Annotated in this window: 30 protein-coding genes and 2 pseudogenes; 24 read left to right on the forward strand and 8 right to left on the reverse strand. The window is 42.2% G+C overall.

Annotation, left to right across the window (positions count from 1 at the left end; all coding sequences use genetic code 11):
• The first annotated feature begins 239 nt into the window (after nucleotides 1-239).
• The 9 genes from WFJ73_RS00005 (at nucleotide 240) to WFJ73_RS00045 (ending at nucleotide 6,914) form a co-directional block, all read left to right on the forward strand.
• Nucleotides 240-1,244: a phosphotransferase gene (locus WFJ73_RS00005; RefSeq protein ID WP_336770832.1), complete on the forward strand. Its 1,005-nt coding sequence runs from the start codon at nucleotides 240-242 to the stop codon at nucleotides 1,242-1,244.
• 146 nt (nucleotides 1,245-1,390) lie between these two features.
• Nucleotides 1,391-1,726: a hypothetical protein gene (locus WFJ73_RS00010; protein ID WP_132313647.1), complete on the forward strand. Its 336-nt coding sequence runs from the start codon at nucleotides 1,391-1,393 to the stop codon at nucleotides 1,724-1,726.
• A gap of 143 nt (nucleotides 1,727-1,869) precedes the next feature.
• On the forward strand, nucleotides 1,870-2,370 hold the full coding sequence (locus WFJ73_RS00015) for a cysteine hydrolase family protein (RefSeq protein ID WP_336770833.1): 501 nt from the start codon (nucleotides 1,870-1,872) through the stop codon (nucleotides 2,368-2,370).
• Between the two features lie 601 nt (nucleotides 2,371-2,971).
• A complete protein-coding gene (locus tag WFJ73_RS00020; RefSeq protein WP_336770835.1) occupies nucleotides 2,972-3,220 on the forward strand; it encodes a hypothetical protein in 249 nt (82 codons plus the stop codon).
• Complete coding sequence (locus tag WFJ73_RS00025) at nucleotides 3,175-3,573, forward strand: hypothetical protein (RefSeq protein ID WP_336770836.1); 399 nt, start codon at nucleotides 3,175-3,177, stop codon at nucleotides 3,571-3,573. Before WFJ73_RS00020 ends, WFJ73_RS00025 begins: the two co-directional genes overlap by 46 nt.
• A 223-nt stretch (nucleotides 3,574-3,796) precedes the next feature.
• Entirely contained in the window at nucleotides 3,797-4,219 is a 423-nt protein-coding gene (locus WFJ73_RS00030) for a hypothetical protein (RefSeq protein WP_336770837.1), read from the forward strand.
• Between the two features lie 886 nt (nucleotides 4,220-5,105).
• Nucleotides 5,106-5,456 (forward strand): hypothetical protein, encoded by a 351-nt coding sequence (locus WFJ73_RS00035; protein ID WP_336770838.1) that lies wholly within the window; start codon nucleotides 5,106-5,108, stop codon nucleotides 5,454-5,456.
• 236 nt (nucleotides 5,457-5,692) lie between these two features.
• Nucleotides 5,693-6,193: a hypothetical protein gene (locus WFJ73_RS00040; protein WP_336770839.1), complete on the forward strand. Its 501-nt coding sequence runs from the start codon at nucleotides 5,693-5,695 to the stop codon at nucleotides 6,191-6,193.
• Between the two features lie 232 nt (nucleotides 6,194-6,425).
• Nucleotides 6,426-6,914 carry a DUF6756 family protein gene (locus WFJ73_RS00045; RefSeq protein WP_336770840.1) on the forward strand — a complete coding sequence of 163 codons (489 nt, stop codon included), beginning with the start codon at nucleotides 6,426-6,428 and terminating at the stop codon, nucleotides 6,912-6,914.
• 480 nt (nucleotides 6,915-7,394) lie between these two features.
• On the opposite strand, the pseudogene WFJ73_RS00050 reads toward WFJ73_RS00045, so the two are convergent.
• Both WFJ73_RS00050 and WFJ73_RS00055 read right to left on the reverse strand, forming a co-directional pair.
• Nucleotides 7,395-7,638 (reverse strand): annotated as a pseudogene (locus WFJ73_RS00050) (IS1595 family transposase); the annotation flags it as partial.
• Between the two features lie 207 nt (nucleotides 7,639-7,845).
• Nucleotides 7,846-8,082, reverse strand: a complete 237-nt coding sequence (locus WFJ73_RS00055) for a hypothetical protein (RefSeq protein WP_336770841.1) — start codon at nucleotides 8,080-8,082, stop codon at nucleotides 7,846-7,848.
• A 548-nt stretch (nucleotides 8,083-8,630) separates the two neighbouring features.
• Here WFJ73_RS00055 and WFJ73_RS00060 point away from each other — a divergent pair.
• The 3 genes from WFJ73_RS00060 to WFJ73_RS00070 all read left to right on the forward strand — a co-directional run bounded on the left by WFJ73_RS00060 (nucleotide 8,631) and on the right by WFJ73_RS00070 (nucleotide 10,926).
• Nucleotides 8,631-9,152 (forward strand): SUKH-3 domain-containing protein, encoded by a 522-nt coding sequence (locus WFJ73_RS00060; RefSeq protein ID WP_336770842.1) that lies wholly within the window; start codon nucleotides 8,631-8,633, stop codon nucleotides 9,150-9,152.
• 363 nt (nucleotides 9,153-9,515) lie between these two features.
• Nucleotides 9,516-10,046, forward strand: a complete 531-nt coding sequence (locus WFJ73_RS00065) for a GNAT family N-acetyltransferase (protein WP_336770843.1) — start codon at nucleotides 9,516-9,518, stop codon at nucleotides 10,044-10,046.
• 424 nt (nucleotides 10,047-10,470) lie between these two features.
• Entirely contained in the window at nucleotides 10,471-10,926 is a 456-nt protein-coding gene (locus WFJ73_RS00070) for a hypothetical protein (protein WP_336770844.1), read from the forward strand.
• A 291-nt stretch (nucleotides 10,927-11,217) separates the two neighbouring features.
• On the opposite strand, the pseudogene WFJ73_RS00075 reads toward WFJ73_RS00070, so the two are convergent.
• Both WFJ73_RS00075 and WFJ73_RS00080 read right to left on the reverse strand, forming a co-directional pair.
• Nucleotides 11,218-11,841, reverse strand: a pseudogene (locus tag WFJ73_RS00075) (IS110 family transposase); the annotation flags it as partial.
• A 347-nt stretch (nucleotides 11,842-12,188) separates the two neighbouring features.
• The gene (locus WFJ73_RS00080; protein WP_336770845.1) at nucleotides 12,189-12,542 is read right to left on the reverse strand and encodes a winged helix-turn-helix transcriptional regulator; all 354 of its coding nucleotides are present in this window, start codon (nucleotides 12,540-12,542) and stop codon (nucleotides 12,189-12,191) included.
• Nucleotides 12,543-12,694: 152 nt separating this feature from the next.
• On the opposite strand from WFJ73_RS00080, the gene WFJ73_RS00085 reads away from it, so the two are divergent.
• Nucleotides 12,695-13,426, forward strand: coding sequence for an NADPH-dependent F420 reductase (locus tag WFJ73_RS00085; RefSeq protein ID WP_336770846.1), 732 nt, complete (start codon nucleotides 12,695-12,697; stop codon nucleotides 13,424-13,426).
• A gap of 120 nt (nucleotides 13,427-13,546) precedes the next feature.
• Here WFJ73_RS00085 and WFJ73_RS00090 read toward each other — a convergent pair whose 3' ends face one another.
• Entirely contained in the window at nucleotides 13,547-14,407 is an 861-nt protein-coding gene (locus WFJ73_RS00090) for an SDR family NAD(P)-dependent oxidoreductase (protein ID WP_336770847.1), read from the reverse strand.
• Between the two features lie 147 nt (nucleotides 14,408-14,554).
• Here WFJ73_RS00090 and WFJ73_RS00095 point away from each other — a divergent pair, with 147 nt between their 5' ends.
• On the forward strand, nucleotides 14,555-15,448 hold the full coding sequence (locus WFJ73_RS00095; protein ID WP_336770848.1) for a LysR family transcriptional regulator: 894 nt from the start codon (nucleotides 14,555-14,557) through the stop codon (nucleotides 15,446-15,448).
• Between the two features lie 207 nt (nucleotides 15,449-15,655).
• A complete protein-coding gene (locus WFJ73_RS00100) occupies nucleotides 15,656-16,297 on the forward strand; it encodes a hypothetical protein (RefSeq protein ID WP_336770849.1) in 642 nt (213 codons plus the stop codon).
• A gap of 428 nt (nucleotides 16,298-16,725) precedes the next feature.
• Here the strand turns inward: WFJ73_RS00100 and WFJ73_RS00105 are convergent, their stop codons facing one another.
• A complete protein-coding gene (locus WFJ73_RS00105; RefSeq protein WP_336770850.1) occupies nucleotides 16,726-17,124 on the reverse strand; it encodes an NAD(P)-binding domain-containing protein in 399 nt (132 codons plus the stop codon).
• Between the two features lie 141 nt (nucleotides 17,125-17,265).
• Between WFJ73_RS00105 and WFJ73_RS00110 the strand changes: the two genes are divergently transcribed.
• A complete protein-coding gene (locus WFJ73_RS00110; protein WP_336770851.1) occupies nucleotides 17,266-17,604 on the forward strand; it encodes a winged helix-turn-helix transcriptional regulator in 339 nt (112 codons plus the stop codon).
• Between the two features lie 216 nt (nucleotides 17,605-17,820).
• Here WFJ73_RS00110 and WFJ73_RS00115 read toward each other — a convergent pair whose 3' ends face one another.
• Nucleotides 17,821-18,672: an aldo/keto reductase gene (locus WFJ73_RS00115; protein WP_336770852.1), complete on the reverse strand. Its 852-nt coding sequence runs from the start codon at nucleotides 18,670-18,672 to the stop codon at nucleotides 17,821-17,823.
• Between the two features lie 169 nt (nucleotides 18,673-18,841).
• Between WFJ73_RS00115 and WFJ73_RS00120 the strand changes: the two genes are divergently transcribed.
• The 3 genes from WFJ73_RS00120 to WFJ73_RS00130 all read left to right on the forward strand — a co-directional run bounded on the left by WFJ73_RS00120 (nucleotide 18,842) and on the right by WFJ73_RS00130 (nucleotide 22,245).
• Nucleotides 18,842-19,291 carry a MerR family transcriptional regulator gene (locus tag WFJ73_RS00120; protein ID WP_336770853.1) on the forward strand — a complete coding sequence of 150 codons (450 nt, stop codon included), beginning with the start codon at nucleotides 18,842-18,844 and terminating at the stop codon, nucleotides 19,289-19,291.
• A gap of 803 nt (nucleotides 19,292-20,094) precedes the next feature.
• A complete protein-coding gene (locus WFJ73_RS00125) occupies nucleotides 20,095-21,033 on the forward strand; it encodes a VanZ family protein (RefSeq protein ID WP_336770854.1) in 939 nt (312 codons plus the stop codon).
• A gap of 285 nt (nucleotides 21,034-21,318) precedes the next feature.
• Nucleotides 21,319-22,245, forward strand: coding sequence for a phosphotransferase family protein (locus tag WFJ73_RS00130; RefSeq protein ID WP_336770855.1), 927 nt, complete (start codon nucleotides 21,319-21,321; stop codon nucleotides 22,243-22,245).
• A gap of 225 nt (nucleotides 22,246-22,470) precedes the next feature.
• Here the strand turns inward: WFJ73_RS00130 and WFJ73_RS00135 are convergent, their stop codons facing one another.
• Nucleotides 22,471-23,412 (reverse strand): alpha/beta hydrolase, encoded by a 942-nt coding sequence (locus WFJ73_RS00135; RefSeq protein ID WP_336770856.1) that lies wholly within the window; start codon nucleotides 23,410-23,412, stop codon nucleotides 22,471-22,473.
• A 247-nt stretch (nucleotides 23,413-23,659) separates the two neighbouring features.
• Here WFJ73_RS00135 and WFJ73_RS00140 point away from each other — a divergent pair, with 247 nt between their 5' ends.
• From WFJ73_RS00140 to WFJ73_RS00160, 5 genes are all read left to right on the forward strand, one after another.
• The gene (locus WFJ73_RS00140; RefSeq protein ID WP_336770857.1) at nucleotides 23,660-24,205 is read left to right on the forward strand and encodes a TetR/AcrR family transcriptional regulator; all 546 of its coding nucleotides are present in this window, start codon (nucleotides 23,660-23,662) and stop codon (nucleotides 24,203-24,205) included.
• A gap of 113 nt (nucleotides 24,206-24,318) precedes the next feature.
• A complete protein-coding gene (locus WFJ73_RS00145) occupies nucleotides 24,319-24,789 on the forward strand; it encodes a UPF0158 family protein (protein WP_336770858.1) in 471 nt (156 codons plus the stop codon).
• A gap of 117 nt (nucleotides 24,790-24,906) precedes the next feature.
• The gene (locus tag WFJ73_RS00150; protein WP_336770860.1) at nucleotides 24,907-25,302 is read left to right on the forward strand and encodes a nucleoside 2-deoxyribosyltransferase; all 396 of its coding nucleotides are present in this window, start codon (nucleotides 24,907-24,909) and stop codon (nucleotides 25,300-25,302) included.
• Between the two features lie 216 nt (nucleotides 25,303-25,518).
• Entirely contained in the window at nucleotides 25,519-26,337 is an 819-nt protein-coding gene (locus WFJ73_RS00155; RefSeq protein WP_336770863.1) for a helix-turn-helix domain-containing protein, read from the forward strand.
• Nucleotides 26,338-26,422: 85 nt separating this feature from the next.
• Entirely contained in the window at nucleotides 26,423-26,800 is a 378-nt protein-coding gene (locus tag WFJ73_RS00160) for a VOC family protein (protein WP_336770865.1), read from the forward strand.
• The last annotated feature ends 197 nt before the right edge of the window (nucleotides 26,801-26,997 follow it).

The following is a 26,997-nucleotide window of genomic DNA, read 5'->3' on the forward strand; positions in this document are numbered from 1 at the left end:
TTTATGCAATTATCGATGACTTAGAAAATAAGCTAGAGCCAGTCATTGAAGAAGCGATAAAGCTAGCTAACAAGTAACTTATTATATGTTGGCTTTCAACTAACGGGAAACTATAGCTCAATACAGATTGCAGCAGCCGGCCATGAGCAGCTGCTTTTTCATTGCGGGAGGATAACGTAATTGCTGCGTAGAAATTGTTATGACGAAATGGAAGAAGATGGTGGGAGAGTGAGTGTAGAATGGACCCTCGTCAAATTGAGTCTCTATGTAATGAATTAGAGCTTGGTGATATAGTAATTGGTCCTACTGCGATATCAGGCGGTTTATTACATCGGATGTATGCAGTACAAACCACCTTGGGGAGATACGTAGTCAAAGCTTTAAACCCTGAAATTATGGCCAGACCAACAGCCATGCAAAACTTCATCAAATCAGAACTTATTGCTAATCGTGCTGCAAACTATGTACCTTCTCTTCCGGCTAAGACGTTTAATGGTGCTTCGATTCAGCAAGTGGGTGAGCAATTCTGTCTCGTATTTGAATGGCTGGATGGAAAAAGCCTTAAGCCCAGTGAAATAAATTCAGGTCATTGCAAAATAATGGGCAGCATTCTTTCTTCTCTACATACGGGGGATTTCTCTGACCTTGGGATAGTTAATCATTCCTCAGAAGATCGGGGACTAACTGACTGGAACTTCTATTTGAAAAAAGGGCAAGAGAGTAATGCCGAATGGACGAATTTATTATATGAAAACAGCCAAATGCTTAACGATTGGAATATCGAAGCTATAAATTCAGCTAAGCAAATTTCAACGGATATGGTCATCAGCCATGGAGACCTAGACCCTAAGAATGTTTTATGGAATGATAAACCTGCACTGATTGATTGGGAATGTGCAGGTTATAGAAACCCTAAACTTGACTTAATTGAAACGGCTATTTATTGGTCTGAAAATGAGTCGGGCGAGATCGACCAGGAAAAGTTCTTATCTTTCATAGAAGGCTATAAAGGAATAACACAAAACCATATCCATGCAAACTGGAGAATGATTTTGGCAAGTGGCTTTTTAGGTGAGTTGGACTGGTTAGAATATTGTCTAAAGCGGTCTTTATGGATTGATTGCACAGATCAAGATGAACAGAAAGCCGGGACCGAACAGGTTGCTGGGACAATACTAAATATTAAGCGTTATGCAGAGAAAATTAATGAAATTGAAGAATGGCTGAATGGACGATTACGCTAACGAGAGACATTAGTTCAATACAACGACAGCAGCCGGCGCATTAAGTACGGCTGCTTTTTTTGTTGAACGGGTAGGATACTTCAACCAGTGGACATAAAATATGTTAATATTGGGATAAATTAACCAATTGGGGGGTGGAGAACGTAATGGCAAACTACTCTTTAGACAATTACCATGAAATAGAGAACATTTACTTACATGATAGTGAATTGCAAGAGATAACGATAAATTACAGAGGTAAAGAAGTTAGTTTGAAATTGGTTACAGCAGTTACAAGAGAGAACCCCTCCCAAACGGTTGAGTTTTTATTTGAGCAAGTAAGTTACATCCATGTCCCTATTAAAGAGCCATGGGGTAGTGGATTTTATATTTTTTCTATAGAAGCAGAGTTAGCAGAGGATAATCGTATTATTACAAGCGTTATCTTAAATTCTGGTGATATAGTGAAATGCATTTCTGTATCAATTAGAACCAGTGATTAAGCTATCGGGGAACGATAGTTCAATTAACACATAGGCAGCCGATCGAGGATCAGCTGCCTTATTTATAGAAGAAGGACAGGATAGTCCCCCAAGAAATGATATAATATAAATATAAGTTTAAGATAAATAATGAGGTGGGAATTATGGGGAATTGTGCAGATGTTTTAATAGTCATTGATTTGCAAAATGGTGTATGTTACAACAAAGAGCATTTGTATAAAATGGAAAAATTGCTTGCTATAGTAAATGAAAGAATTCTCTTATACAGAAAGTTAAATAAACAAATTATTTTTGTTCAACACTGTGATGATGAATTAGTACCTGGAGACGAACAATGGGCTATTAATGCAAAACTTGATGTTCAAGCACAGGACGTATTGATAAATAAAATACATGCAAATTCATTCTACAAAACGAACTTAAAAGAAAATTTAGATCAATTAAATGTAAACAGTATAGAATTTTGCGGTGCCCAAACTGAATACTGTATGGATGCTACTATTAAATTCGCTCATGGACTCGGTTACAAAAACCTTATGGTAAGAAACGCAACCTCCACTTTAAATAATCCATTTATGTCAGCAGAAGAGACTATTAATTTTTATGAAAATATGTGGAGTCATAGATATCTACAGTTCATTTAAGCCAGGAGTTGTTAAATGAAACTCTTATAAATTAAGTCCTGAAGATATGACTGATATTAAATGGTTAAGTGAAGATATGTTTATGGTCGAATATCCAAATGGATACGTAGTTGATGTCGGATGGTATGGCAGGTTTTCAACTCTTAACGGCGTTTTTATTATACATATTATCAAGAACACAGAATGGAGCAACCCAGTATTCAAAGAAGAATATCGGTCAGTAACAGCTTTGTATGAAGGAATGAAGATAGCAATTCAAAAAGTAAACCAGTTAATAAAGTAATAGTTGCTTGTAAACCGAATATGGAAGTGGCTTCATATAACACCATATTCACGCATAGGGCATTCTCTTCTCGGTCCTCCGATGATTTCGAGATTGAACTAACTGGGAACGATAGTTCAGCAACGCGAGCAGCCGGCGTATTCCTTTCGGCTGCGTTTTTATAGAACTAAAGTTTAGCAACTAATTGACCAATGTAAACGAACAAATATCGCCAATTGCAGATGGAGGAAGGCCCACTCAGTAGTTTAGCTGACTCCATCTCGTTCAGTTAATGGGTCAGATATTAGGGGTTATTTTTCTAATTGATGCGGAGGTCTAATGAAACGTAAAACTAAGCTAAGCGTTGCTTTTATCGGAGTAGCTGCTGTATTTTTATATTGCTGGCTGGTCGGTTTTCCCGCTGCATGGACGATGCAAATGGCGGATATCGCAAATAACACGGAGAAGTTTACGGATAAAAACGGTTATGCCGTTCCTGGGGAGTATTCCGTTTCCGTCGATTGGCAGATTTGGAGAGCAACGTGGGGAAAGAACTGTACAATGACGGGGCGCACCGCATTTTTGTGAGTTGGCTTGATAACGTCGGTTTGCAAGGTGGAGGCTATCGGATTGGCTTTCGAGCAGTCGGAACTTATTCGCGAAACGGAGCTTCATTAATTTCGGGCACACAATACAAGACACTAGGCGAAAATAATTTTTCGATAGAAATGGTAGCGAAAATGAAGTCCGAATATAAGGGAAGCATTTATGAAAGCGCCACATACGGCGGCGGTGGACTTAATTTCAAGGATGGGGATGAATTTTCTTTTTACCTTTTTCCGAATAATGCCTATGAGAAGGATGGAATCACGCTAAATGAAAATGGGATAGTCCGCCTGACAGTTACGGGATTGTATCAAAATCTATGGTCCAGGAAATAGAAATAAGAGTTCGATTTATTCGGCAACCGATTAAGCTAAACGGGGAACGATAGTTCAACCAAGACAGGGAGCAGACCGCCGCGGCGCTGCTCCCTGTTTCATTGAAGTAACGGGCAGGATAGTTCCAATATGTGGTAGTATGGAGACGATGCATATGAGTGCTTTTATAGTTCACTCCATACATTCAGCTAACAGGGGACGACGTCAAAGGAGATGTTTCGTATTGAAAAGAAAATACTTGGTCTTTTCCTCCTTATTAATTATTTTGTTACTTGTAGTAGCTTTAGAAGTGACCCATTTTGGGGGAAAGCAAAGAGAATTGGTGTACGTCTATGATGAAAGTATATTTCATGAATTTACGATTGACGATTCGGGTTACGTCACCTTCAGATGTGACATAACCATAAGAAACCGAAGTAAAACTGAAGTGAAATTTTACATGACGGCAGATGTAACTAAGGATATTGGATTAACTAAAGGAAAATTCGCTTATTCATTTGAAGGTGAATCGCAAAATTACAAAGTTTATACTATTGCTCCGAATTCTAAACAAACTTATCCTGTGGAGTTTACAGCACTTAGTGGCGATAAAAAGACTAAGAAGGATAGGTTGCCCCCGAAAGAGGTTATTCTCACCTCATTATAAAGCAGTCGGTTAGATTGGATTTCAATGATGGGCTGGATATTATGAGTAAGATGGGGTATTTCGTTGTATGCTTAGTCCCTTAAGCTATCGGAGAACATTAGTTCAACTTTTCTGCAGGGAGGTCGGGGGCATAGAGAGCATTCGTTTTGTTAAAGCACTAATTTATTGGGACAAAGATCCAAGCAAATATCCCTGTAATACCTGGTTACCAGATCTTATCGTGCACTATGGAAGCATAGAGGGTAAACAGTTAACCGGTGAAGCCTGGACCGTACCTGTTAGAATTACAAGTTTAATTGAAGGCACTCATGATGCAGATGTATGCTTTTTAGTTGATGATGCACCATGGCATCTTCTTGTCAGCGGATATATGTTTAAATTATGGGCTGGGAAGGAAATTGCATCTGTTAAAGTCTTATAGTATGCAATAGGAAGTTGAGCTAACGGGAGACGATAGTGCGGCAGCTGATAGGGATCAGCTGCCGCTTTTTATGGAATAAAAGGGAGGATAGGTGGGATTCTGATGTTAATTAATAGGTATTATAGTCCCTTGATCATATAATCATTTAATAGTAAAAAGTAAACATGTAGTGAAATGGAGGAAATTTACTATGCACATAGTTTGGTCGACTTTAATTGTTCAAGTTGTAGTATTAGTCGCTTTTTTAACGTTTCTTATATGGGGAATAGTTAGAATAATAAGGGTCTTAAAGAAGTAGTTAACCTTTTTTGAACTAACTGGGAACTATAGCGTAACAATGAGACAGCAGCCGGCCTCAACGATCGGTTGTTTTTTTGTTGAACTAAAGGGAGTTTAGCGTAATTACTAGTGGTATAATTTAGTTGAATGTATATTGTATTTATATTAAATACAGGAGGATACATTTTGGAAAAGCACATATATCTAATGTCTATGGAGGTTTTATTGCTTTCAATTCTATATAGTTATGGGATAAGAAAGAATGGTGTGAGTGCGTTAAGTATCTGGTTATCACCACTTCTTGAGAAATTAATCTTCTTAAGAAGTTTTAATCAAAAGATACCACTGGAATCAATTATTGCGCGGTTGTTGTTTAATGTTCTTTTAACATCACTTTTATTAACCTGGTTGTTTAAGCTAATTTCTATTGAGATTTTAGACTATATAACTTCACTTGTTTTTATTATTTTCTTGTTGAATGGTTTCGTTGGATTTATCGGATTTACTATATCTTATATTTTATTTAGAAAAAAGTAATAGTAAGATGAGAGCCTTATGATAATGAGTCGGTAAGGAAATGAGCCGAATCCGTAGTAAGCTTTTCAACTAACGGGACACGATAGTTAAACAAAGGAACAGGAAGAGGCTGCCGGCGCTGATTGGCAGCTTTATTACGGGCAGGTTAACGCAACTACTGATCAGCAGGATGCGTATTTATAAGAGAAGCCAATTACCTGTTAGTCAAAATTCAACAGATAGGAAGATTGTATCAAATGATGAAGCAAACTAAATTCACCTTGCTATCTCTAGCACTAGCCGCAGCTTTAACGATTCCAGCAGTAATTAACGCTGATTCTGAAGAGGTAACACCGACAGAATCCAATTCCCCAATCGTAACTCCAGCCACGTCGCCAGAAGTACCTGACGAAGGCTTTGAATCTATTACGCCGTTTATTAAGGGTAACCAACAGCCTCTCACAACCGTGACCGCTTCTACTTCTGGCGCCCCCGCCTATTTTGTAATACCAGCTGGTTATGGACATGGAAAATTTTATTTTCACAACACAGGTAAAGGCGTGCTAACGGTTACGATGAAACACTCGTCAGGGTTAGAGTATATTGCAGCAACTATACAGCCAGGACAAGCATATACATGGAGAAGTACGACGGATTATCCACAAGGAATGCGCGGTGGTGATTATGCCATCTCATTCCAGTGTTCCACTGGTGTAAGTGTAGAGTGGTCTGCATCCGCTTCCGATAGTGTAACTTGAAGAAATAACATTGAATGAAGATCTGGGATTGATAAAGGGAAGTCGGATGAATTGGTATCTTCACTTTTTACGTTAAGCTATCGGAGAACGTTAGTTGAGAAATAACCTGGAGGAGCTGCTGGCGCTGGTCGGCAGCTTCATTACGTTAACGGGCAGCTTAACAGAATGATCCATAAAATTAACGTACACTGAGGTAATATATAGTAATAACCTGAATGGAGAAGGTTTTGAAATGGATAACTTGTCCATCCGAGACGAGATTGAAGAACTACTCAAATCACTAAAAAGTCATGAGCATTTAGTTGAAAGGAACAAAAATGTATGGAGACCAGTGATCAAAAATATCGAAGAGAAATTCATTCAAAAGCAACATTATACAAATAGTTTGCATTGGGGTTGGCAGAGACTTAGAGATCCACAATACTTGTTTAGACTAGTTGACGTACCAAATAATTATATTAAGTACTTTGTAACCGACGATAGGGTTTGGTTTATTGTAGAGGATTACAGAGATAAAATGTGGCTATATGAAGGAGACCCGAATTTTATTTCAAAGAATGTAATTCCTGAACTTATGCATCTTAGGGAATATTACTTAGTTTCCAAAAAGTACGAATGGTTACTATGCGTTAATCACCATAATATTGTGTTCGGATCAGGGCAAGTGATAGTGAATAAAATGAAAACATTTGAAGGGCAGAACTCAGAAGAAATTATTTGAAATAATTGAACCATGTGATTGACCGGAGAACGTTAGTTCAACCCATCTTAGAGAAGTAGGTTTGGAAGCCTCAGCTCCATTTTTATTTAACTAATGGGGTAGGATCCTTTAAATATCGGATATGTTAAACTCTAATGTTGATTTTTGATCATAAGAAAACCGCCTTGGGGAATAAGGCGATTTGTTAGATTACTCCGAACTGACAGCGTCTGACCTGATTACGAAAGCATATTCCCGCAACTGCTCGTCCCATTTACCTATTAATCGAAATCCTCTTATCAACTTTCCTGGTTCGTAGTCGTTACTATTCGAACTAAGTTTGGAGCTTAAATTTTCTTTAAGCTTAAATGAACCAACCTTATCCGTTAATTCCAAAGAAACGGATTCCGTTGCAAGTGAGGAATACTTCATTGTTCCGTCTTCTTGCAAAACATAGTCATACATCTCAATGGATTCTGGAATCGTATCGCTAAAATGAAGGTAGCTGTTTACGTTTTGGATATGGTAAACGCCCTTGACACGCTTTTTACCATCGGATTTGAATCGGTAATGAGCCAAGCCTTTTGAGTTCGCATAAGAACTGAATGCCCGCCATGCATCCGTGCAAAGCACGTTTTAGTCGGATATATGTGTCGCGTTTTCTTGACTTACGTTCAATGATACTCCGCTTGCCCTTTTCTGAGTACAGAAAATAGGTCTCGTCCATTTCATCGATACTTTGGAAACAAATTGTTACTGATTATCTCAGCTATGCTGCTTCAAACTCATCGACTTCTAACAATTGGGAAGAGATGCTTAAACCATATCAATTGCGCATTGAAAAGTTAGGCGATGCTCAAAAAACACTTGTGATAGCTGAAAAAGATATCGGCTCAATAGAAATAAAATGGTTATTTAAATAAAATAGCTCCGCAAGGCGGATTGAGCTAAACTATACGTCACCATCGTTACTCATAATCACCGTGATCCGGCTTGGAATATTGGCCAGATTCGTGCTCACGATCTCTACTCTATAGTCAGCTCGGAGCGTATCCAGCACCTCAGGTACGTTTATTCTGAAGCGCTTTAGCTTACCGTCATCCCGAAGCACGTTAATGATGTTGCCTTCTTTGTTTATAATACGGCCTTGAATCGTTCGCCGCGCCTTCGTCAGAAGGTCTATTAGCATTACTACGAGGAGCCCCAAAAACACTAGGCTCACAAGAAAATACGTGCCATGTAAGCTCAGAGTCAGAGCGTCATCTTCTAATCATCGCAGCTCATGATTTTCGTTCTGCACTCTACCTGCTTTTGCTTATCATCTATTTACAAACGATGTCGTGTATGTAACCACACCCAACACCCAATCACCTCAAACATGCATTTGGTTTAATTTGGATAATAGTATACACGATTGGGGTGAAGGAGAGAACAACTTTATGCGCTTATACTGTTGCCATTTAGCCACGGGGCCATTGCCGCCTGTATTAAGGTAGGGTCACTCGGTTAGCCCATTCAACTACCATGAAAGAACGAATTTACTTTAATGCTCTGTGGTGCAAATATGAGATGCATGGATGGCTAACGGGAAACTTTAGTTGAACAACAAGACAGCTGCCAACAAGCAATTGGCAGCTGTCTTTCATTGAACAATTGGGGAGAATAGTATCACGTTGCGAATAATTTAAGTCATGGTTAATTTACGAAGTTTATAAAAAGACGAAGGAATTGGTTCTCATGAGCATTAAATCGGAGGAATTCTTAATAAACATGTTAGAGTTCTTACCTTCAACAGGTAATGGTTATGAAAAATCAATTGAGCGTTACGGTGAGGTATTAGAAACCGTCATAATTGAGGACTTCTTCTTGCCTGATATTATTAAGTTACTAAGCGAGAATAGAAACATCAAGCTGTTAGAAAGTATTTTTGATGTACATGAACGAGTCATTAACTTTCTGGCTCAGTATGGTGGGCTGACGATAAAACAGCCAGCATATAAAGTTCCGAATAAAACCACTAGCTTTCATTTTAATCCGAATAAAGCGATAAATCATATTAATAAAGAACGAGTTGAAACTTATGAGGAACGTATTAATTCTGCGTTGGTAGTTATTGGTGAAGCTGATAATGAACATCTAATTTTAATGATGACTCCTTCAGGGGGAATTTATGGAGCTCTCGATGATTATCTGACTTTTCTCGGTAATAACCCAAAAGAAGCAATTGAAGCTTTATGTGAAGGTAAGGAAACTTTTTAGACTCTTTATTAAACTAGGAACGTTAATTCAGCCATCAAGGAGCAGTTTGTCACTACGGCAGCTGCTCCTTTTATTAAACTAAAGGGTAGTATAATGAAACTTAGGGGGACTATTACAGAATATCAAATGTTGTGGTAACGAATGTACTCGTTTTATCATAGAAATACATGTACATATAGATTTTTTAGTTGTGCTTATTAAGTATTTCTATCGATTGGAGTATTGTGATATAACTCATGAAATGCTAGCATAAACCTAATAATATATAATTCCCATGAGAAAAGTATGCTTTACGAATGAAAATTAATGAATAGGAGAGGTCGTATCAATAGCCGACTATTCGATAGAAAGTAGGTGGATCTCATGATGCAAAAACAAGTGCTCGTTCGCGAAGCGACGGCGGAAGACCGTGACGCGGTCCGGGACGTGCTGCTGGACGCCTATGGGCAATACGCGAATACGTTATCCGAAGAACGCTGGGAGCAATATAAAGAAAACATCGTCGCCGCCGCGAGCGCCGGGGCAACAAAAAACCGGCTAGTCGCCGAATTAGACGGCCGCATCGTCGGCAGTGTGTTCCTGTTCGAATCATCGGAGCAAGCGTACGGTTACGTCGGCATCCACACGCCAATCATCCGTCTGCTCGCCGTCTCACAGGAAGCCCGCGGCCATGGCGTCGCAACGCAGCTCATCCGCGAGAGCGCCGGGATCGCGCTCGCGTCCGGCGCCGAGCTTCTTCATTTGCACACGTCCGACATGATGGATTCTGCGGTTCGTCTATACGAACGTCTCGGCTTCGAACGGGCGAAGGAGTTCGACGTAAAGAACGGGGAGACGCTCGTCAAAAGCTATCGGCTTCGCCTACGGGAATCCGCGATATTGAACGCCCGCTAAACAAGCGAGGATACGAGGAAGAGATTCCCACGCCTTGACAAAAAACAGCTCAAGTTCGTGGAGCGTGTGGGAAATGAGCATTTTAGAGAATGAATGGCTTTAGAAAACGGCACGAAAAGAACCATGCAGAAAAGCAAAGATCATTACGCTAACTGGGAACATTAGTTTAAATCAAAGACCGGCAGCAGATCAGAGATCCGCTACCGGTCTTTGTTGAATTAAAGGGCAGGTTTAGTTCCAATATATGGTATCCTTATTGTGATAAGGAGGGGATATCGATTGGATGGCGGAAATCGGCTCCTAGAATCCTTAAAGTAAGCAAAGAATCTAAGCTAGACGGGAGACTTTAGCTCAACATCACGATAACCAGACAAAACAGGAAACTGCAATCATCAACAAAATTAGTGATGAGGAGATGTATGTATTGGGGGAATTTAAGTATAAGGGCATAATTCTTAGTACAGTCACAGTTCTGGCACTGGCAAGCTCTGTTTATCTTCATTACTCAAAAGACAAAAGTGAAGAACGATATGACTTTCTTCAAGAACAAGCGAACAAAACGTTTCAACGTCAATTGGGGCAGGTAAGCGAATGTTTTGGTGTGCAAATAGACGACTCAGCTTACACAAAATGTATCGCTGCTGTTGCTGCTGCAGATTCGATTCCGCACCTCACTACCTATGAGCAGGGACAAGGAGAAACAATCGATTTTCTCTTGAAAAAGCTATATATAGAGATGTTGGTTCCAGATAATAAGTCCACTATTATTAACCATCACGACCAATTATTTAGTCTATTCGGGCGCTTAGCACAGAACCCAGCCGATTCGCAGTTAAAGCAACAATTGGAAGAAATCATTGAAGGTTTAAAATTAAGTTAGTTATTTGAGCGAAATGTGAGTGTTAAGAAAACGAAGCCTGCTCATGTTCAACTATCGAGCTTAACGTTGAACTACCCCGAAAATTACTCTTAGCTCAGACCTAAAAATGGCAGCACGAAAACAAACCCAGCTTTTACGGTTTTTAAAAACTGTGCTTCTTAGGGAAATATGAAAATTCGAAATGGTTAAGATGCTTCTGAGGTTGAGAGAGCAACCTGAAAACCAAGGTTTTCAAGCCTACGAATGGCTTGTTTCATAAGGGTTTCCTGTTGTCGCTGTTCAAAGTGCACTCATGTTCCCGCGCAAGGCTAATTCTAGTTCTTCTTTCTTTTTCTTTAAGGTTCGTCTTGCGAAGGCAGCCAGCTTTTCTGGATCTTCTTCCCCCTCGATCATAGCCCCCATCATATCGCGGCTGCTTACGCCCATAATGTCGGAGACAACAGCAGCGAGTTTAATATTGGCACCTTCCAGAACCTTCTGGACGCGGTTGTGTTCACGGGATCGTTCCTGAATCAGGCTGCGCCGGTAACGGACTAATTCGCGAAGTTCGCGTTGGTTACGGTCAGGAATATAACTCGGCTTAAGTAGCCCGTGACGCAGCAAGTTGCAAATCCACTCTGCATCTTTGACGTCTGTCTTCCTGCCAGGGACTGCCTTAATATGTTGGGCGTTAACGACAAGAAACTGAATCTCCTCGGCTTCAAGCAGATTGACAATGGGTTTCCAGTAGACGCCGGTGCTCTCCATGGCCACATGTGTACAGCGATGCTGCTTGATCCAGTCGATCAAGTCAAGCAAGAAAACCGTGTGTGTACGAAACGTCTTAATCTCCTTTCCTTCGGAAGTCACGATGCAAGCGGTAATGGACTTCTTGTGAACATCCAAACCGCAAGCGCGCTCGATGAGGACATCCATAACATTCACCTTTCTACGGCAATTAGAATGGAGGACTGGGCAACAACCAGAAAATGATTAATCTACCCCGCGTGCTTCCAAAAAGGAGCGACATACCGTGGTGCACCATGATCGTTGGAGTCAGACTAACGGGTGGGTTCGCAACACCATAGCTTAACGACCTTCCTCACCAGCCGTAAGAATAGTATAGAACGCAGCAGCAAAATTTTCATTATTCTGTGGTGCCCCGAGAGGGGCATGGATGGCTAACGAGAAACTTTAGTTCAATGATCATCCAGGAGCAGTTTGCCGCGGCAGCTCCTTTTTCGTTAAGGGAGTTTAATGTAAAAATACCCTATATAATTAATCTATTTGTCTCCAAACTTCTTTCCGAATTCCTCCATTAAATCGATGATTGGAATCAACTCCTCACCTTTTGATGTTAATGAATATTCTACACGCGGAGGTACTTCTGGATAGATTTTACGATTAATTAAGCCATCAGCTTCTAATTCTCGAAGTTGTTTTGTTAGGGAGCCTTGTGAAAGTCCCCATAATCGAGTCTTAATTTCATTATATCGACGCGGGCTAAACTTTAAAAACCAAAGAATCAGATACTTCCAACGTCCCGAAAGTATGTTTTGAGTGTAGGCAATGCCATATACCTCCCTATGATCTTTCTTACATTCATCACTAAATCCATCTTCATCTATTCTAGACACCTTAATCACTCTTTTCTGCTGTTAGGTACGAAAAAGTGTACTATGTCAATTTTTATTGCCTTCTTCAAATATCCGAGCAACGTATATATATTAGTACATGTATACAGATTACTCAAACTTGGGACATAAAATAGAATATTGGAGGGATAGAAATGAGATTTGGAATTATAGGTGCAGGACCAATTGGGTCTAATATTGCGAAAAAATTGGTTGAAAATGGACATGATGTTAAGATTGCAGATGCTCGTGGAATTGAACGCTTGGAAGGAAAAAAGCTTTCAGGAACACCTGTAATCGTTGGAGATGTAATTAAAAACATTGATGTTCTTATAACATCTATCCCTTTTCATGCGCTACCAAGCATTCGCAACATTATTGATAAAGTTGGGGAGGAAGTAGTCATTGTAGATACCTCAAATTATTATCCTCAATTGAGCGGTAAAATCGAAGAAGTTGAGAACGGGATGGTTGAAAGTGTTTGGGTATCCAAACAATTAGGGAAATCCATCATTAAAGCATTCAACAATTTCTTGGCCTATACGTTAGAGCATCATGGAACTCCCGAAGGGACGAATGGACGCATTGCTATAGCGGTTGCTGGCGATGACCTATCCCATAAACAAATCATCATGGGTGTAGCAAACGATCTAGGCTTCGATTCCGTAGATAGTGGTTCTTTAAACGATTCATGGAGACAACAACCAGGAACCCCTGCATACTGCACCGAACTTACAAAAGAGGAACTGTCTATTGCCTTAACTAAAGCGAATAAAGAAAAAGCTCCAATTTTACGTGATAAGGTGATGGAAAAGCTGTATTCTACTGGCGGTTCCTTTTCAATTCAAGATGTTGTTAAAGCAAATAGAGAAATCTTCAATTCTTAAGTTAGAAACCTTTATCTAGGTAATTGACGTTCAACTAACTGGGAAACTATAGCTCAATACAACAGGACGGCAGCTGACCCTCAAGTCAGCTGCCGTTTCATTAAGTACGCGAATGTAGTGCTATTTTGAGGTATCGGCATTAAGCAAACGGTCGGTCGGATTACCTTGCGCTTCGTTCGATACAGCCTCCCATGCCTCCCAAGCGGCTAATCGATCGGCATAGGCTCCGCGTACCAAAGGCAAGACTCCAGCACCGACCGCAAACCGCAGAGGCGGGTTCTGAGCGTCTACGATTTGAAGAATCGCTTCGGCTGTTGCCCGCGGATCGCCTCGGTGTTCAGTCGATAAACGACCGAACACCTGATTTCGAAGGTTAGTGTAGACTTCCATTCCCTGTGATGTCTTCATGGACAAGGGACTTCCAAAATCGGTTGCAAAGGCGCCGGGCTCAAGTAACGTCACCTTAATGCCGAAGCCTTTAACTTCTTGCGCGAGGCTATCGTGCAGTGCTTCGACCGCCCATTTGGAAGCGCAATAGAAGCCGATGAGCGGTGCCGCAACAATGCCCATGGCGCTTGAGACTCCGAGAATGTGCCCGCTGCCCTGTAGCCGAAGCAAAGGCAGGGCAGCTTGGATGACCCGAAGAGTACCAAAGTAATTGGCGTCAAATAGTTCGCGGACGTCGGATTCGTCAGCCTCCTCAGTCGTGCCAACCAACGTGTATCCGGCATTGTTTAAGACGACGTCCAGCCTGCCGAAATGCGCATATGCCTGTTGAACGACACGCTCGACCTGACGGGCATCCGTCACATCGAGCGCTAGGGGGAGAACGGCTTCTCCAAAACGTTCCTTAAGTTCGTTGATGCTTTCCAGAGTGCGGGCGGTCGCGGCAACCTTATCCCCGCGAGAGAGAGCAGCCTCGGCCCAAATGCGCCCTAACCCACGAGAGGCTCCGGTAATGAACCAGACTTTGTTTTCCATAGTATTCTCCTCCAATATGTTCCTGTGTGTAGTATTTTAGCTCTCTGTCGTTCTTGTCTAATGTTACGGCGTATCAGCTTGATACGGAACTTCAAATAGGTTAGCATGGTGTTAACTATTGGTTTATGCAAAAGGGGGGCTTTTTGAATGAATGAACAACTGAAGACGTTTGTTCAAGTGGCGCAGTCCGGAAGCTTCTCTAAGGCAGCCGAACAGCTATTTATTTCTTCCACCGCGGTAATGAAGCAAATGAATTTGTTGGAAAAGCAAGCCGGAATCCCTCTTTTTAACCGTACCAACCACGGTGTCAGGCTCACAGAGGCAGGCGCAGCTTTTATCAAGGATGCAGAATTTATGCTGCAATATTATCAAGAATCTCTGATCCGTATGCGTCAGGCCGCACAAACAAATCGGCATATTGTTCGGGTCGGCACTTCTATGCTTAACTCATGTAAGGTTTTGATTGATTTGTGGAATGGAATTAGCGACTTATCGCCGCAAATCGGAATAAGTATCGTTCATTTCGAAGATGACGCACATACCCTCCCAACCACTTACCGTACGATCGGCCAATCGTTTGATATCATGGTAGGGCCATTTCTTGCAGACCGCTGGAAGGATTACTACCGTGTGCTTGAATTGGGGAGTTACCGTTTTTGCTTTGCCGTATCTCGGCACCATAGACTGGCTTCTAAGAAAACACTTTCTGTCACAGATTTGTATGGGGAGAGATTGGTTGTGGTGAATGGCGGGAACTGCTCAGTCATTCATGACATACGTGATTTTCTGATAAAGAATCATCCTCAAATACGAATTAAAGAGGTTCCCCGACTCTACGACCTTGATGGGTTTAATCGCTGCGAGGAAAGCAATACGGTTATGCTGACATTGGAGGCGTGGGCAGATATTCATCCATCCTTGGTGACGATCCCAAGTGATTTGGATTTTGCAGTTCCATATGGATTGCTATATTCATTACATCCATCGGAGGTAGCTAATCAATTTATAGAAATCATAAAAGAAATGAATGCTAGCAAATAGGGGGACGCATTCATCTAACGGGAGACATTAGCTCCACCACGAACAGTTGCCGGCAAACATCGGCAGCTGTTTTTCTTGTAGAAAGGGCAGGATAGCCGAATAGTTTCAAGAATAATTCAATAAAAGATTATTCATATTCAATAGATGTGCAAAATTTTAGTCACTATGAGAATTGCTTTGCAAAGAAAGATGAAAGGATGAGGATTCATGGAAGTAAATGTGTTAGAGCGTTTACCAAATCCAATAATTTTAAAAAAGCTAATGAAAATCCAAGCATCACTAAATATTATTCTTTGTCCGGAAAAATGGCTCCGTTACCATAGCTTTGTTCAAGATTGGGATGAGAGTGTTTGTATGGCGAAAATTGATAATGGAGCTGGTGATCATCTTATTATTTTGTTTTCCCCTGTAGGCTCCATAATAAAAGGCTTCGATCATGAATCTGAATTAAGCCCATATGCGCAAGATGAACATAAAGTAGTGCAAGGGATTTATGATGAAGTGCCAAAGGAATTATTATCTTTACTTGAAGACGATGCAATTGAAAAAGACGATGTGACTTTTTGTTTTTGGCGTAAAAACAGTGACACTAACTGGCACAAGGGAAACGTGGAGATTCCAGAAGGTGAAAGCGATGGTTCTGATTTTTTAGTGGGCTGTATATTCCATACACCAGAGGATTTTATAGAATTTGCAATAGATTATTTTGAATTATCACCATCAATAGATGTTGTTGCGAAAATTTACGATGATTTCCCCATAACGGAAGAGATGATCAATATCTTAAATCCCGACTGTGATGTAAAGGGGGTTCTTCAAGAATTAGAGTTATTACGCTTAAGGAGTTAGTGAAGATAAAATGATTTTGAGCGTGACCGCCGGCTCAGCGAAATCATTAGTCTTGATTCATGGATTGCAGAAGGCGTGCACAGGTCGTGAGTAGGTCCGAGTTTTGCTGCTGCAGATAAGATTGTTGCACTAACGCCATTATCTGCGCAGGAAGAGCGGATCTGGAACGTTATGAAGAACGCATTTCGTTTCCGGCATTGGACGTTAATTCCATTAAGCAATCTACTATGAAGCTATCGGTTCGATAGGCAGCTTCATACGTTAAGATGAGAGAGCACATATTGTCGATGATAAACTATAAGAAGTGACCCTATGGATCGATTAGACGAGAATATCGTTTTGTGGAAGAAGGCAGCAATTGTTCTTTAGTTGGATGATGAACAAAAGTGCTGTATAAAGATTCCACTTCGCACTGCTGTGTGTTATTGTCAAAGTGCTACCTTGAAGTTTATCATACCGTGTCCAAGGACGGCAGCAACGCGAGAAGCCAATAAGGCTAACCCTTCCGTCGCCTGCGCAGCCGACAGATCACCAAGGTCGTATATCTGCTTCCACCCGAATGCCCCTTTAAGCAAGTCCGAGACCATTTGCTTTGAAACAGTATCGTTTCCACACATAAACAGGTCATGATCTCCGTTAGCGACTATACCCGGATCCACCATAACGTCCAAGAGGACTTTTTCGCTTAGATTTTCTTCTCCAGACATTTCGAGTGCCGCAAGTTTCTCCGGTTGCCGAGATCCGAGCATCACGGTATAACCTTGCTTAGCAAATGCCAATCCTAATGTTCTGCCAGCATTGCCGGCTCCGATAATACCAATTTTCATCTGTATTCTCCTCCTTAACGAGCCATACTGGGGCCCCTAACACGAGCATATTCCAAATGCCATACTTGCGAAAGAACGCAAAATGTTTAGGTATAGACTGTTTTTCTAGTTCAACTAACTTTTTGTAAGGAGGGTTTGGCTATGAATCAGCCAGATGAGCTTCTCTGCTTCCCGGCAATTGTTTCCGCTATCGAAGTCATTAGCGGAAAATGGTCGTATTCTGTGATTTCGCAGTTGTGTCAGGGCACACAGCGCTTCAACCAACTGCGTCGAAACCTGCCTGGCATTAGTATCAAGTCGCTGACCGATACGCTTCGTCATCTTGAGAATCGTGGCATCATTAGTCGTAAAGTGGTTTCAACAGTACCGGTTACCGTCGAATATGCATTAACCGAGAGTGGAAGGGCATTCAATGAGGTTCTTGTACGAATGCGTGACTGGGGAGTTACGTGGGGTAGGTACAATCTTGCTGAAGATTAACATTCATTCTCAGAGTCCAGCTCTACATGATGGTTTGCATGCAGGACTATTTTTTAGTGCTTATTAGCGGCGGATCATAGGCAAGGATCAAAAAATTGCAATGGGAGTGAAGAGGAAATATTTTTACAATCTAAATAGAAAAGGACAGGGAGATTACCCTGTCCTTTTTTTTTACAGATGAGGACAAATGCATGATGAGTTTACGCTTAATCAAGTTTACAGATCGACTTTCCAGTTTCCCATCATCTTGGCGACTTCCGGATCGCGGTACGATAAGAAAAGACTTTTCCGCGTATCGAGAGTGGAAATTTGTTCGATGTCGTCCATGCTCAATTCAAAATCGAAAATGTTAAAGTTTTCGACGATCCGTTCTTTTTTTACCGACTTCGGGATTACAACGACTCCACGCTGAACAAGCCAGCGAAGCACGACTTGGGCGACGGACTTGTTGTGTTTTTCTGCGATTGAAGCCAGCACTTCGTTCCCAAACAAGTTGTTAAGTCCTTCAGCCAAAGGTGCCCAAGACTGGTGCTGCACTCTCTGCTCTTTCATAAAAGCGGCGCTCTCGATCTGATGGTAGAACGGGTGTGTTTCGACCTGATTGACGGCGGGCACGATTTCGTTATGCACGATAAGGTCCATCAATCGGTCAGGCAGGAAATTGCTGACCCCGATTGCCTTGATTTTGCCTTCACGGTACAGCTCTTCCATCGCACGCCAAGCGCCATAGTAATCGCCGAAAGGCTGGTGAATAAGGTATAAATCCAGATAGTCGAGCTGGAGCTTCTTCAGGGATTTGGCAAACGCCAGCTTGGCACTCTCGTAGTTGGCATCCTGAACCCAAAGCTTGGTTGTGATGAACAGCTCCTCACGTGGTATACCGCTGCGCTTGATCGCACGGCCCACCGCTTCCTCATTCAGATAACCGGAGGCAGTATCGATTAGGCGGTAACCAGCCATCAGCGCTTCATATACGGATTTCTCGCATTCTTCAGCATCAGGAACTTGGTAAACACCGAAGCCAATGATTGGCATTTTCACACCATTGTTTAATGTTACGGATTGCATTGTAATTCCTCCCAGTGTTCGAATGTATAACAGCAAACGGCCCCCCCCTTAAATCGGACGCTGCGGCGGGGTTTCCAGTTACGAACCGTTTGCGTTACACTAAGCTTAGAACCTTCGTGTTACACGAAGTCAAGCTGTTATATTATTTATTTTTCAAGGGGGATTTCACATGCATACAGTAAAAGAAGCCGTTCAAATAACGGGACTCACTGAGCACGCAGTACGCTTTTACACGGATAAAGGTCTGGTGCCAAGCGTACAACGTAACAAAAACAATATTCGGATGTTTGATGATGAATCGATCAACTGGCTGCATGGCATCAAATGCCTCAAGCAATCCGGGATGCCGATCGAAGTTATCAAAATGTACGTTGATCTCTGTCTTGAAGGGGATACGACCCTCTCGCAACGCTATTCACTCATGATGGAGCATAAAAAGGAGGCAGTCGCTAGGCTTGAAGAAGCCAAACAGCATGTTGCCCATTTGGAACAAAAAACCCTACTATATCAGGCCATTCTGGAGCACCGCTCTCCAGACACAATGAATCCTGGTAACTGGGACAAAATCAAGCATATGCATAGTGACGTATTTTACTCGCCGGCTATTCAGAAAACGTAAGACATGTTTATCCATATTTCGTTGATGTAATTGAGTCATACAGGGTGAATGGATTTCGCTGATTTAATAAGCAAACTGGGAATGCTAGTCCAATAAGTACATGGTAGATGTTTATAATTTTTTATAATGGTTAAACTATAAAAATATCTATCGATTGTGTTTAACTGATATTCATGACTAAACTGTGTAAGTCGGACCGTCTGAAGGTGCTGACAAAGAATATACATTAGATCAACGATAAATAAACCGCCAAGGCATTGTGCCCTGGTGGTTTTTCTTATACCCGTTTCCAACGCTCAGGTGGGTAATAAAGCGACTTGCTGTTCGCGGAGCAATCGAGGTAACGCATACCCTTTGTTAGTAGCGGATTCTCCCCAAGAGAACCGCCACCATTAAAGTAAAGGGTAGATGAATTTCAATATGTGGTATTATTGAGTGAAAATTAAAGAGAATTGATTAAGGAGGCCTGCAATGAAAACTCCTGAACAGTATGAATTAGAATACCTATTTGTTAGACTTAAAGAGAAAAATCATTACATCCTTATAGAAAAACAAAATGGCAGCTGATCCAGATGATCAGTTGCCATTTTTTTGTTGAAGAAAAGGGACAGGATAACGTTATAAAACAATAAATTTTTGCGTCTTTATAAAAGAGATGTTTTTTATTGATTTATGTGAAGGAGGGGAACGATGAGGATGACCCACTATAATAGAAGTAAAGGGCAGTTATATAGGCATGCGGTAAAAATGAGTTGAGGCAGTAAGTTCAGTTTTGCAGTACGTCCCCCACAAAGGAGTTAATCATGTCACAACAACGTAAGATTCTTTCTACCATAACCATACTCTATACTATTTTGATTATTTATTTTTTATTTCTCGCTTTCGGTAGAGTAGGCGCCGCAGAGCGAACGACTGGCTACACCTTTATTTTTTTACCGGAAGATTTCTTTAAGTTGCCAAGTATATCTGATCTTCTAGATCCTACCCTGATGGATTTTGTAGGATTTGGAAACCTCGCAGCCTTCATTCCTTTCGGCATATTGATCCCATTGTTATATCGGATCACCTTTGTTAGATTCATTACATTGTTCTTTCTGTCGATTCTCTTAATGGAAACCATACAGGCACTAACGTTGCTCGGCAGCTTCGATGTTAACGACGCCATTCGAAACTCATTAGGCGCAGCAGTAGGTTTTGGGGCATACAAGCTTGGTGTTCGCTCAAAAAACGGTTGGCGCAATATTGCGATGACCGCGATTTCCTGCATGGTTCTTTTATTAGGGGTATGGGGATTGTGTGGGATTGTAGATAAAGCGTTCACCAAAGAAGAAGGTCCCTTTGTGGCGATAAACGAATTGAAAGACAGCTCCGGAAATTCAGCAATGGGAAAACAAACGAATAGCTTTAAAATTAGCGGTCAAAACGTAAAACCCGGTTATAATATGTATGGCGTCGAAGGTAAAAATTTAGAAACGTTCACATATACGTATAAGGAGAAGTTTATTTTCTCCTTTTATTACGGAATACCTGATCAAACGGATCATTCCGGAAGCATCCGTGTTTCCGTTAATGGGAGCGAGGTAATGACCGGCTCTGGAGAGGATCAACGTCGTTATCCGGAACTGTTCACGGCTATATGCGAGATTCCTGTCGAAGCGGGGAGCGAGCTCACGATAACGATTGAGGGGAACGAAAAAATATGGGATGTTGGGTATAGGAAGATGAAATATTTTTGGAACTGAGTCAATCGCCTTACTTACAGGTGACAGGTCTTTTTTTAATTTTCCTCAATTAATCCGACAGACGAATAACTTGCCGTTTCAGCTAGTGCGGAGGAAACCGTATCACAGTAATTCTTTACCCGAGAAACGTTAGTTCAGCGATCCAGGGAGCAGTTGCCGCCGCGGCAGCTGCTTCTTTTCATTCAGCAGCAGGGCAGAATAGTTGTAATTATTATCTACCCTTTTTAATAACTTGAGAGGTGCTAAAATGATTATATATTGCTATTGAGAACAGGGGCTGGGACCATGACCGTATATGAAAAACCAAAATTGGCCGTAAGTGAAATCGAGGAAGTGTTGCGGAAGCATTTTGGGCCAGGTGCGGCCGAAATAACCCCATTGACTGGGGGCAACTTGAGCACTGTGTTTTCCTTTGTTCATGAAGGCAATGGATACGTCGTCAAATTCAGCGAATTGGAAGGCGCTTATCAGACGGAAGGCTTTGTCTCTGACTTGCTGTCCGTTCAAGGCATTACTTTTCCGAGATGCTTAGCGCTGGGGAAATACGGTCCGTTGGCTTATATCATCATGGAACGGATGGGTGGACGCAATCTAGCTGATTACACGGTAGAGCAACAGGCCTCTCACTTACCTGAGCTTATCAGTATCCTTACCAAACTGGCTGGCGTGGACGTCGGATCAACAAACGGATTTGGGTGGATCGGGCCTGATGGCAACGGAACTTACGCATCCTGGAAAGACTTCGTCATTGCGTGCAACGCGGAGGATCAGACCGGGACGTTCTGGGAAAACTGGCACGACCTTTATCGAACTTCTTGCTTAGAGCGAGACGTTTATGAAGAAATCTATAACCGCTTGATGAGCTGCATATCGTATAACGAACCACACAGAGGTTTTATACACGGGGACTTTCACCAGTGGAATATCTTGTCGAATGGCGATTGTATTACCGGCATCATTGACGGTAACTTTATATACGGCGACTCCCTCGTGGACCTAGCGATTCTCGATCGGCATATGCCGTGGAGCGGCGCCATTAAGGCGTACCAAGGTTTTCAAGCCAAATGTGGCATCACGATACCTAACTTCAAAGAACGGCTAATTGGCGCTTATTATTTCAAGGGACTCGACGGACTACGATTCTATGCGAAGATGGGATGGAAAGACGCCTATCATAGCACACGGCATTTTCTTCTTAACCTCGAGAGTTGAGCGGAAAGACGAAAGTGGAGTTGCTTTTACGGCTTTCACAACTATCGGGAAACTATAGCTCCATAAACAAGCGGCAGCGACTGGATGATAATGATAGGCTCCCCCTATGGTAGACAGGTGAGAAAATAAACCTAACTGCAAGGGGAGCATATCAATTTTGTCCAAGAATGCCGCTATTTCTTTATCTCTCTTTTCAATACAAGCCTAACTTTATGATCGTCTATCTTAAATCAAGCCTGATTGGGATAGATTTGTATGGAAAAACTCAGCGAGCTTCAAAACTGCAATCGTTACATACTCGTCTTTGTCGTAAGTATCGACATGGGTGGCGCCATCTAACCAGAACAGTTCCTTTGGCTCTTTTGCTTTCGCAATTGCTTCGGTTGTCATCCACGACGTGACCGCTTGATTTCCTGCGATCATGAGGAGTGGACGAGGAGAAATCTGCTCAATGAACCGGAACGCCTCAAAATAAGCGATTCGGTCAATACTGTTCCATGTAAAGAACTTAGCCGAACGTTGATGCTGCGCGCGGTCAGTGCAGTAGTATTCCCATCCCTCGAAGGCGTGCAGATCACCCATTGCGCGAGCTTGATCTTCGGTTTCAGGAAAAATCGGAAACATGCTGATTCCTTCCCCGCGGGCTTCCGATGTTCGAGCCTGCGCCGCTGCATTGAGCATGCTCTTGAAGATGGCAGGGTCTTGTTTGCCGTCACTTCCGTTACGGAATTGAAGATGGATGTCGGCCGCGCTAACAGTGGCTACGGCCTTAATGCGGTGGTCGGTAACCGTGGCCGGAATAACGTAACCACCAGAGGCGCAGATGCCAAGCGCACCGATTCGCTCCGGGTCGACTTCTTTGCGTATGCTAAGGAACGAGACGGCGGATTTAAAGTCCTCTACTCGATGGTAGGGATCCTCAAGCCCCCTTGGCTCGCCTCCACTTTCTCCCTGATAGGCTGCATCAAAGGTAAGTGTGATGAGTCCTTGCTCGGCAAGGCGTTTCGCATAGAGTCCCGCGCTCTGCTCCTTTACCGCGGTGCCTGGATGCCCGATTACTATCGCCGGGCGCGGACCGTCAACATCTCCTTTTGGGCTGTATAGATGGCCGGCAATCTTTACTCCCGCACTCTCGAAGGTGACGTCCATTTTCATATAATTTTGCATGTATAATTCCTCCAATTTTTTTGTTTGATCTTTTCAATAACTCCGTAGGCCCGGTGACAGACCTGCAGCATCAAATCTCTACTCATAATTCAACAGTAGTCCATTAATGAATGTTGATACATTTGTGAACATGTATATAATTATACTCGGGTGCAGAAAACCCGCAATTGTTAGATCAGAGCAATTTGTTAATTAGTGAACACAGGTTAAAATATTGTTTATTATTTCTTGAAAGTTGGAGAATCTTATGTCTAAAACGGATCGAAGAATAGGCAAAACGCAAGAAGCAATCAAGGCCGCTGTAATAGATTTGATGTCTGAAAAGAATTTCGATGACATTACGATTCGAGACATATCCGACCGGGCCAATGTGAGTAGAGGGACCATTTACCTTCATTACTTAGACAAATATGATTTACTCGATAAGCTTGTTGAGTCGCATATTAATGAGCTCCGGGAAATTTGCATAATGGGAGCAGATCTAGACTATTTTAGCGGCTCACCGCTATGGACCGAATATTTCGAACGAAATTATTCGTTCTTTTCGTTAATGCTAGCGAGTAAAGGAGCTCCATATTTTCGCACTCGGTTTCTTGACTTTCTTATCGAACAATTTAAGCAAGAGGTAGACGTCACCACGGGAAAGAACCAGGGATTAAAAGATGAGGTAATAGTGAGATTCGTAGCATCCGCATTCGTGGGGGTAGTGGAGTGGTGGTTTATAAATGACAAGCCGATCCCGCATCATGTCTTGGCTGAACAACTCGGGTTATTGTTTGAGAGAAATTTGTAAAGGAACATACAATCAGGTGGCTAATGTAATAATGGGTACACTTTTAATACGGACTTGAGAACGTTTGTTGAAATAAGAACCCTGCTAATGAGTAGGAAAGGATGATTTCAGTGGTGAAGAAACCCGTCAATTTGGATGAATTAGTCGGCGAGATTGAAATTGATTTAGATGATACGTTTACTTTTATAGACGTTACAACAGGGGAAGTGATCACGTTAACTAGAGACGAAATTAGAGTTGCTGAGGATGAATGGCCGCTTGAAAAATTCCCGGAATGGCAAAGAGAGAACATTCAAAGGGCAATTTGCATTCTTGAGGATGAACAAGGGAAATATGTTGACTTTACGTTGAAAAACGACTTCAACGAATATGAACTCATAGAAGAGTTCATTAGGAATCTTGAAGATAAAGAGATCAATAAAGCATTAAATACCGCAATTATTGGGAAAGGCGCATTTCGCAGATTTAAAGATAAAATAATAGAATTTGGCATTGATAAGCAATGGTATACCTACAAGGAAAACAAGATAAAGGAATTGGTGATTGAATGGTGTATTGAACATGATATTGAGATTCAAAATTAAAAACCACCTAAAAAAAGCTGCTGCCACGGCAGCTTTCTTTACTGTTAACGTGCAGGAATTTTGCAATATATGTAAATATTTAACTGTATGTATTGAAGGCCGAAATGGGGGGACGAAATGAAGTTTTATATAGCGTCCAGTCTTAGAAACATAGAAAATGTGCGTGAAGTCGCTGAGATTTTGAAAGCATGTGGTTTTCAACATACATACGACTGGACAATACATTCGAAAATAGACTCCATCACTAAACTCCGTAAAATTGGCCAAGAAGAAGTTTCAGGGGTTTTAGCTGCAGATGTTGTAATTGTCATGTTTCCAGCAGGCAAAGGGAGTCATGTCGAGTTGGGAATAGCTCTGGGAGCAGGAAAGAAAATTTATTTATACTCCTCGACTAATGATCTGAACAAAATCGGAAATACATGTACTTTTTATCATGTAGATTCAGTTGAACAGAGGATTGGTTCCTTAGATGACTTGATAAATTCAATCTGTCTTGAATACCAGTATCTTTAAACGGAACTGGATTCCCTGTTCAAGGAAAAGTGCTTTTAATGGGAGTGCCTTTCTCACTTGACGGTAAACATTAGAGGAAGTGACTGGACTGACTTATAAAGAATGGTCCGAGAATTGGGGAAGGAAATACGGATGATGAACTCGTGATCAAGCTGTCTTTCCTTTATAAACATTCATAATCTCAAATTTTTCACGTAATAGGAGGAAGAAGTGCAGATGAGCCATCCTTACCGCCCCTTGCATGCTCCACAATTGCAGCCGCAGTTGCATAACCTCTCGCACAACTTCCGGGAGTTTGCGCCGAGCCGTCGCCTGGCGTCGCATGTAGCTGCCTATTGGACGGTGGATTTCGTGCCGGTACCGGGAAATCCGGGACATCGAGTCATCCCCGATGGCTGTGTCGATATTATAGTGGACCTGTTCGCTTCATCAAGCAGGCAGGCCGCTTATGTCGTAGGGCTAACGACACAAGTCGAAGTTTTGCAATTTGCAAAAGCACGCTCGGTATGGGGCATCCGGCTGTATTCGGAGTCGGCCCGCACGATCCTGAAGTCTCCTATATCGAAAATAACGGCAAAGCGTGTGTTTTTGGAAGATCTCTGGGGTCAAGAGGCTCTCGATTGGGTTGAAAAGCTGCTGACTGCCCAATCGTTACCAGACAGGATCGAGGTCGTAGAGCAGCAATTGGGCCGAATACTGGCTGCGACCGAGGCACCTGCCCCCACTTTGATCTACCAGAGCATGCAGTATATATACGAGGTTAAAGGTAATCTTTCCGTAACGGATTTGGCGGATAAAGTGAACTTCAGTGAGAGGCATCTGCGAAGGGCCTTTGAACTGGAGCTTGGCCTCAGCCCGAAGGAGATGCTCGGCATCGTCCGCTTTCAAAGCGTGCTGGAGGAATTGTACAGCGGAGACTATTTCAACATGACGGATTTGGCGCTTCAACACGGGTACTACGATCAGTCGCACTTCGCCGGCGTTTTTAAGCGATATTACGGACTTCCACTCAAACGGCTGACCAAGCAGGAGTGAGGAAGTCCGTTTTTTACTATTTTGCAATGAGGGACAATTACTATAATGGGAGTGAAATCAAGCAAGGCGAGGGGAGCTGCAGAGCATGACGGTAATGTTGAAACGAGTCGCGATTTATGTGGAAGAGATGAAGAGGGCGTTGGATTTTTATCGCGTGCTGGGGCTGACTATTCCAGACGGCGCCGACGAAGCGCATCACGTAGACGTGGAGCAAGAAGGAATTGTGTTTGCATTCGATATGGTGGAATCGGTAAAGCGTGTTTTTGAAGGCTGGGAAGATCCTGTCGGCTACCGGACCGAGCTCGCCTTTCAGTTCTCCAGCAACGAAGCGCTGGATGACGTGTACCGTCAGTTGACGACGCTTGGGTATGACGGCTACCTCGAGCCGCGAGATACACCGTGGGGAGAGCGATATGCGATCATAAAGGACCCCGATAACAATTTAATCAGTCTCGTCGCTTAGCGAAGAGAAGGGCCTGCTTGTTGCTTACAGAGGAATAAATGAATATTATCCGATTTCTTTAGAACAATTGGTTTCTAAAGAAACGGAGCATTGAACTCGCAGGAACATTAGTTATCACACCTCCTCAGGCACTTCTTTTGTACGTAGGTATTCGGCAATTTGTTGTGTTAAGAAGCCTGGGCATAGATAAACCGCCA

The sequence above is a fragment of the Paenibacillus sp. MMO-58 genome, from assembly GCF_037146255.1.
GTDB lineage: Bacteria > Bacillota > Bacilli > Paenibacillales > Paenibacillaceae > Pristimantibacillus.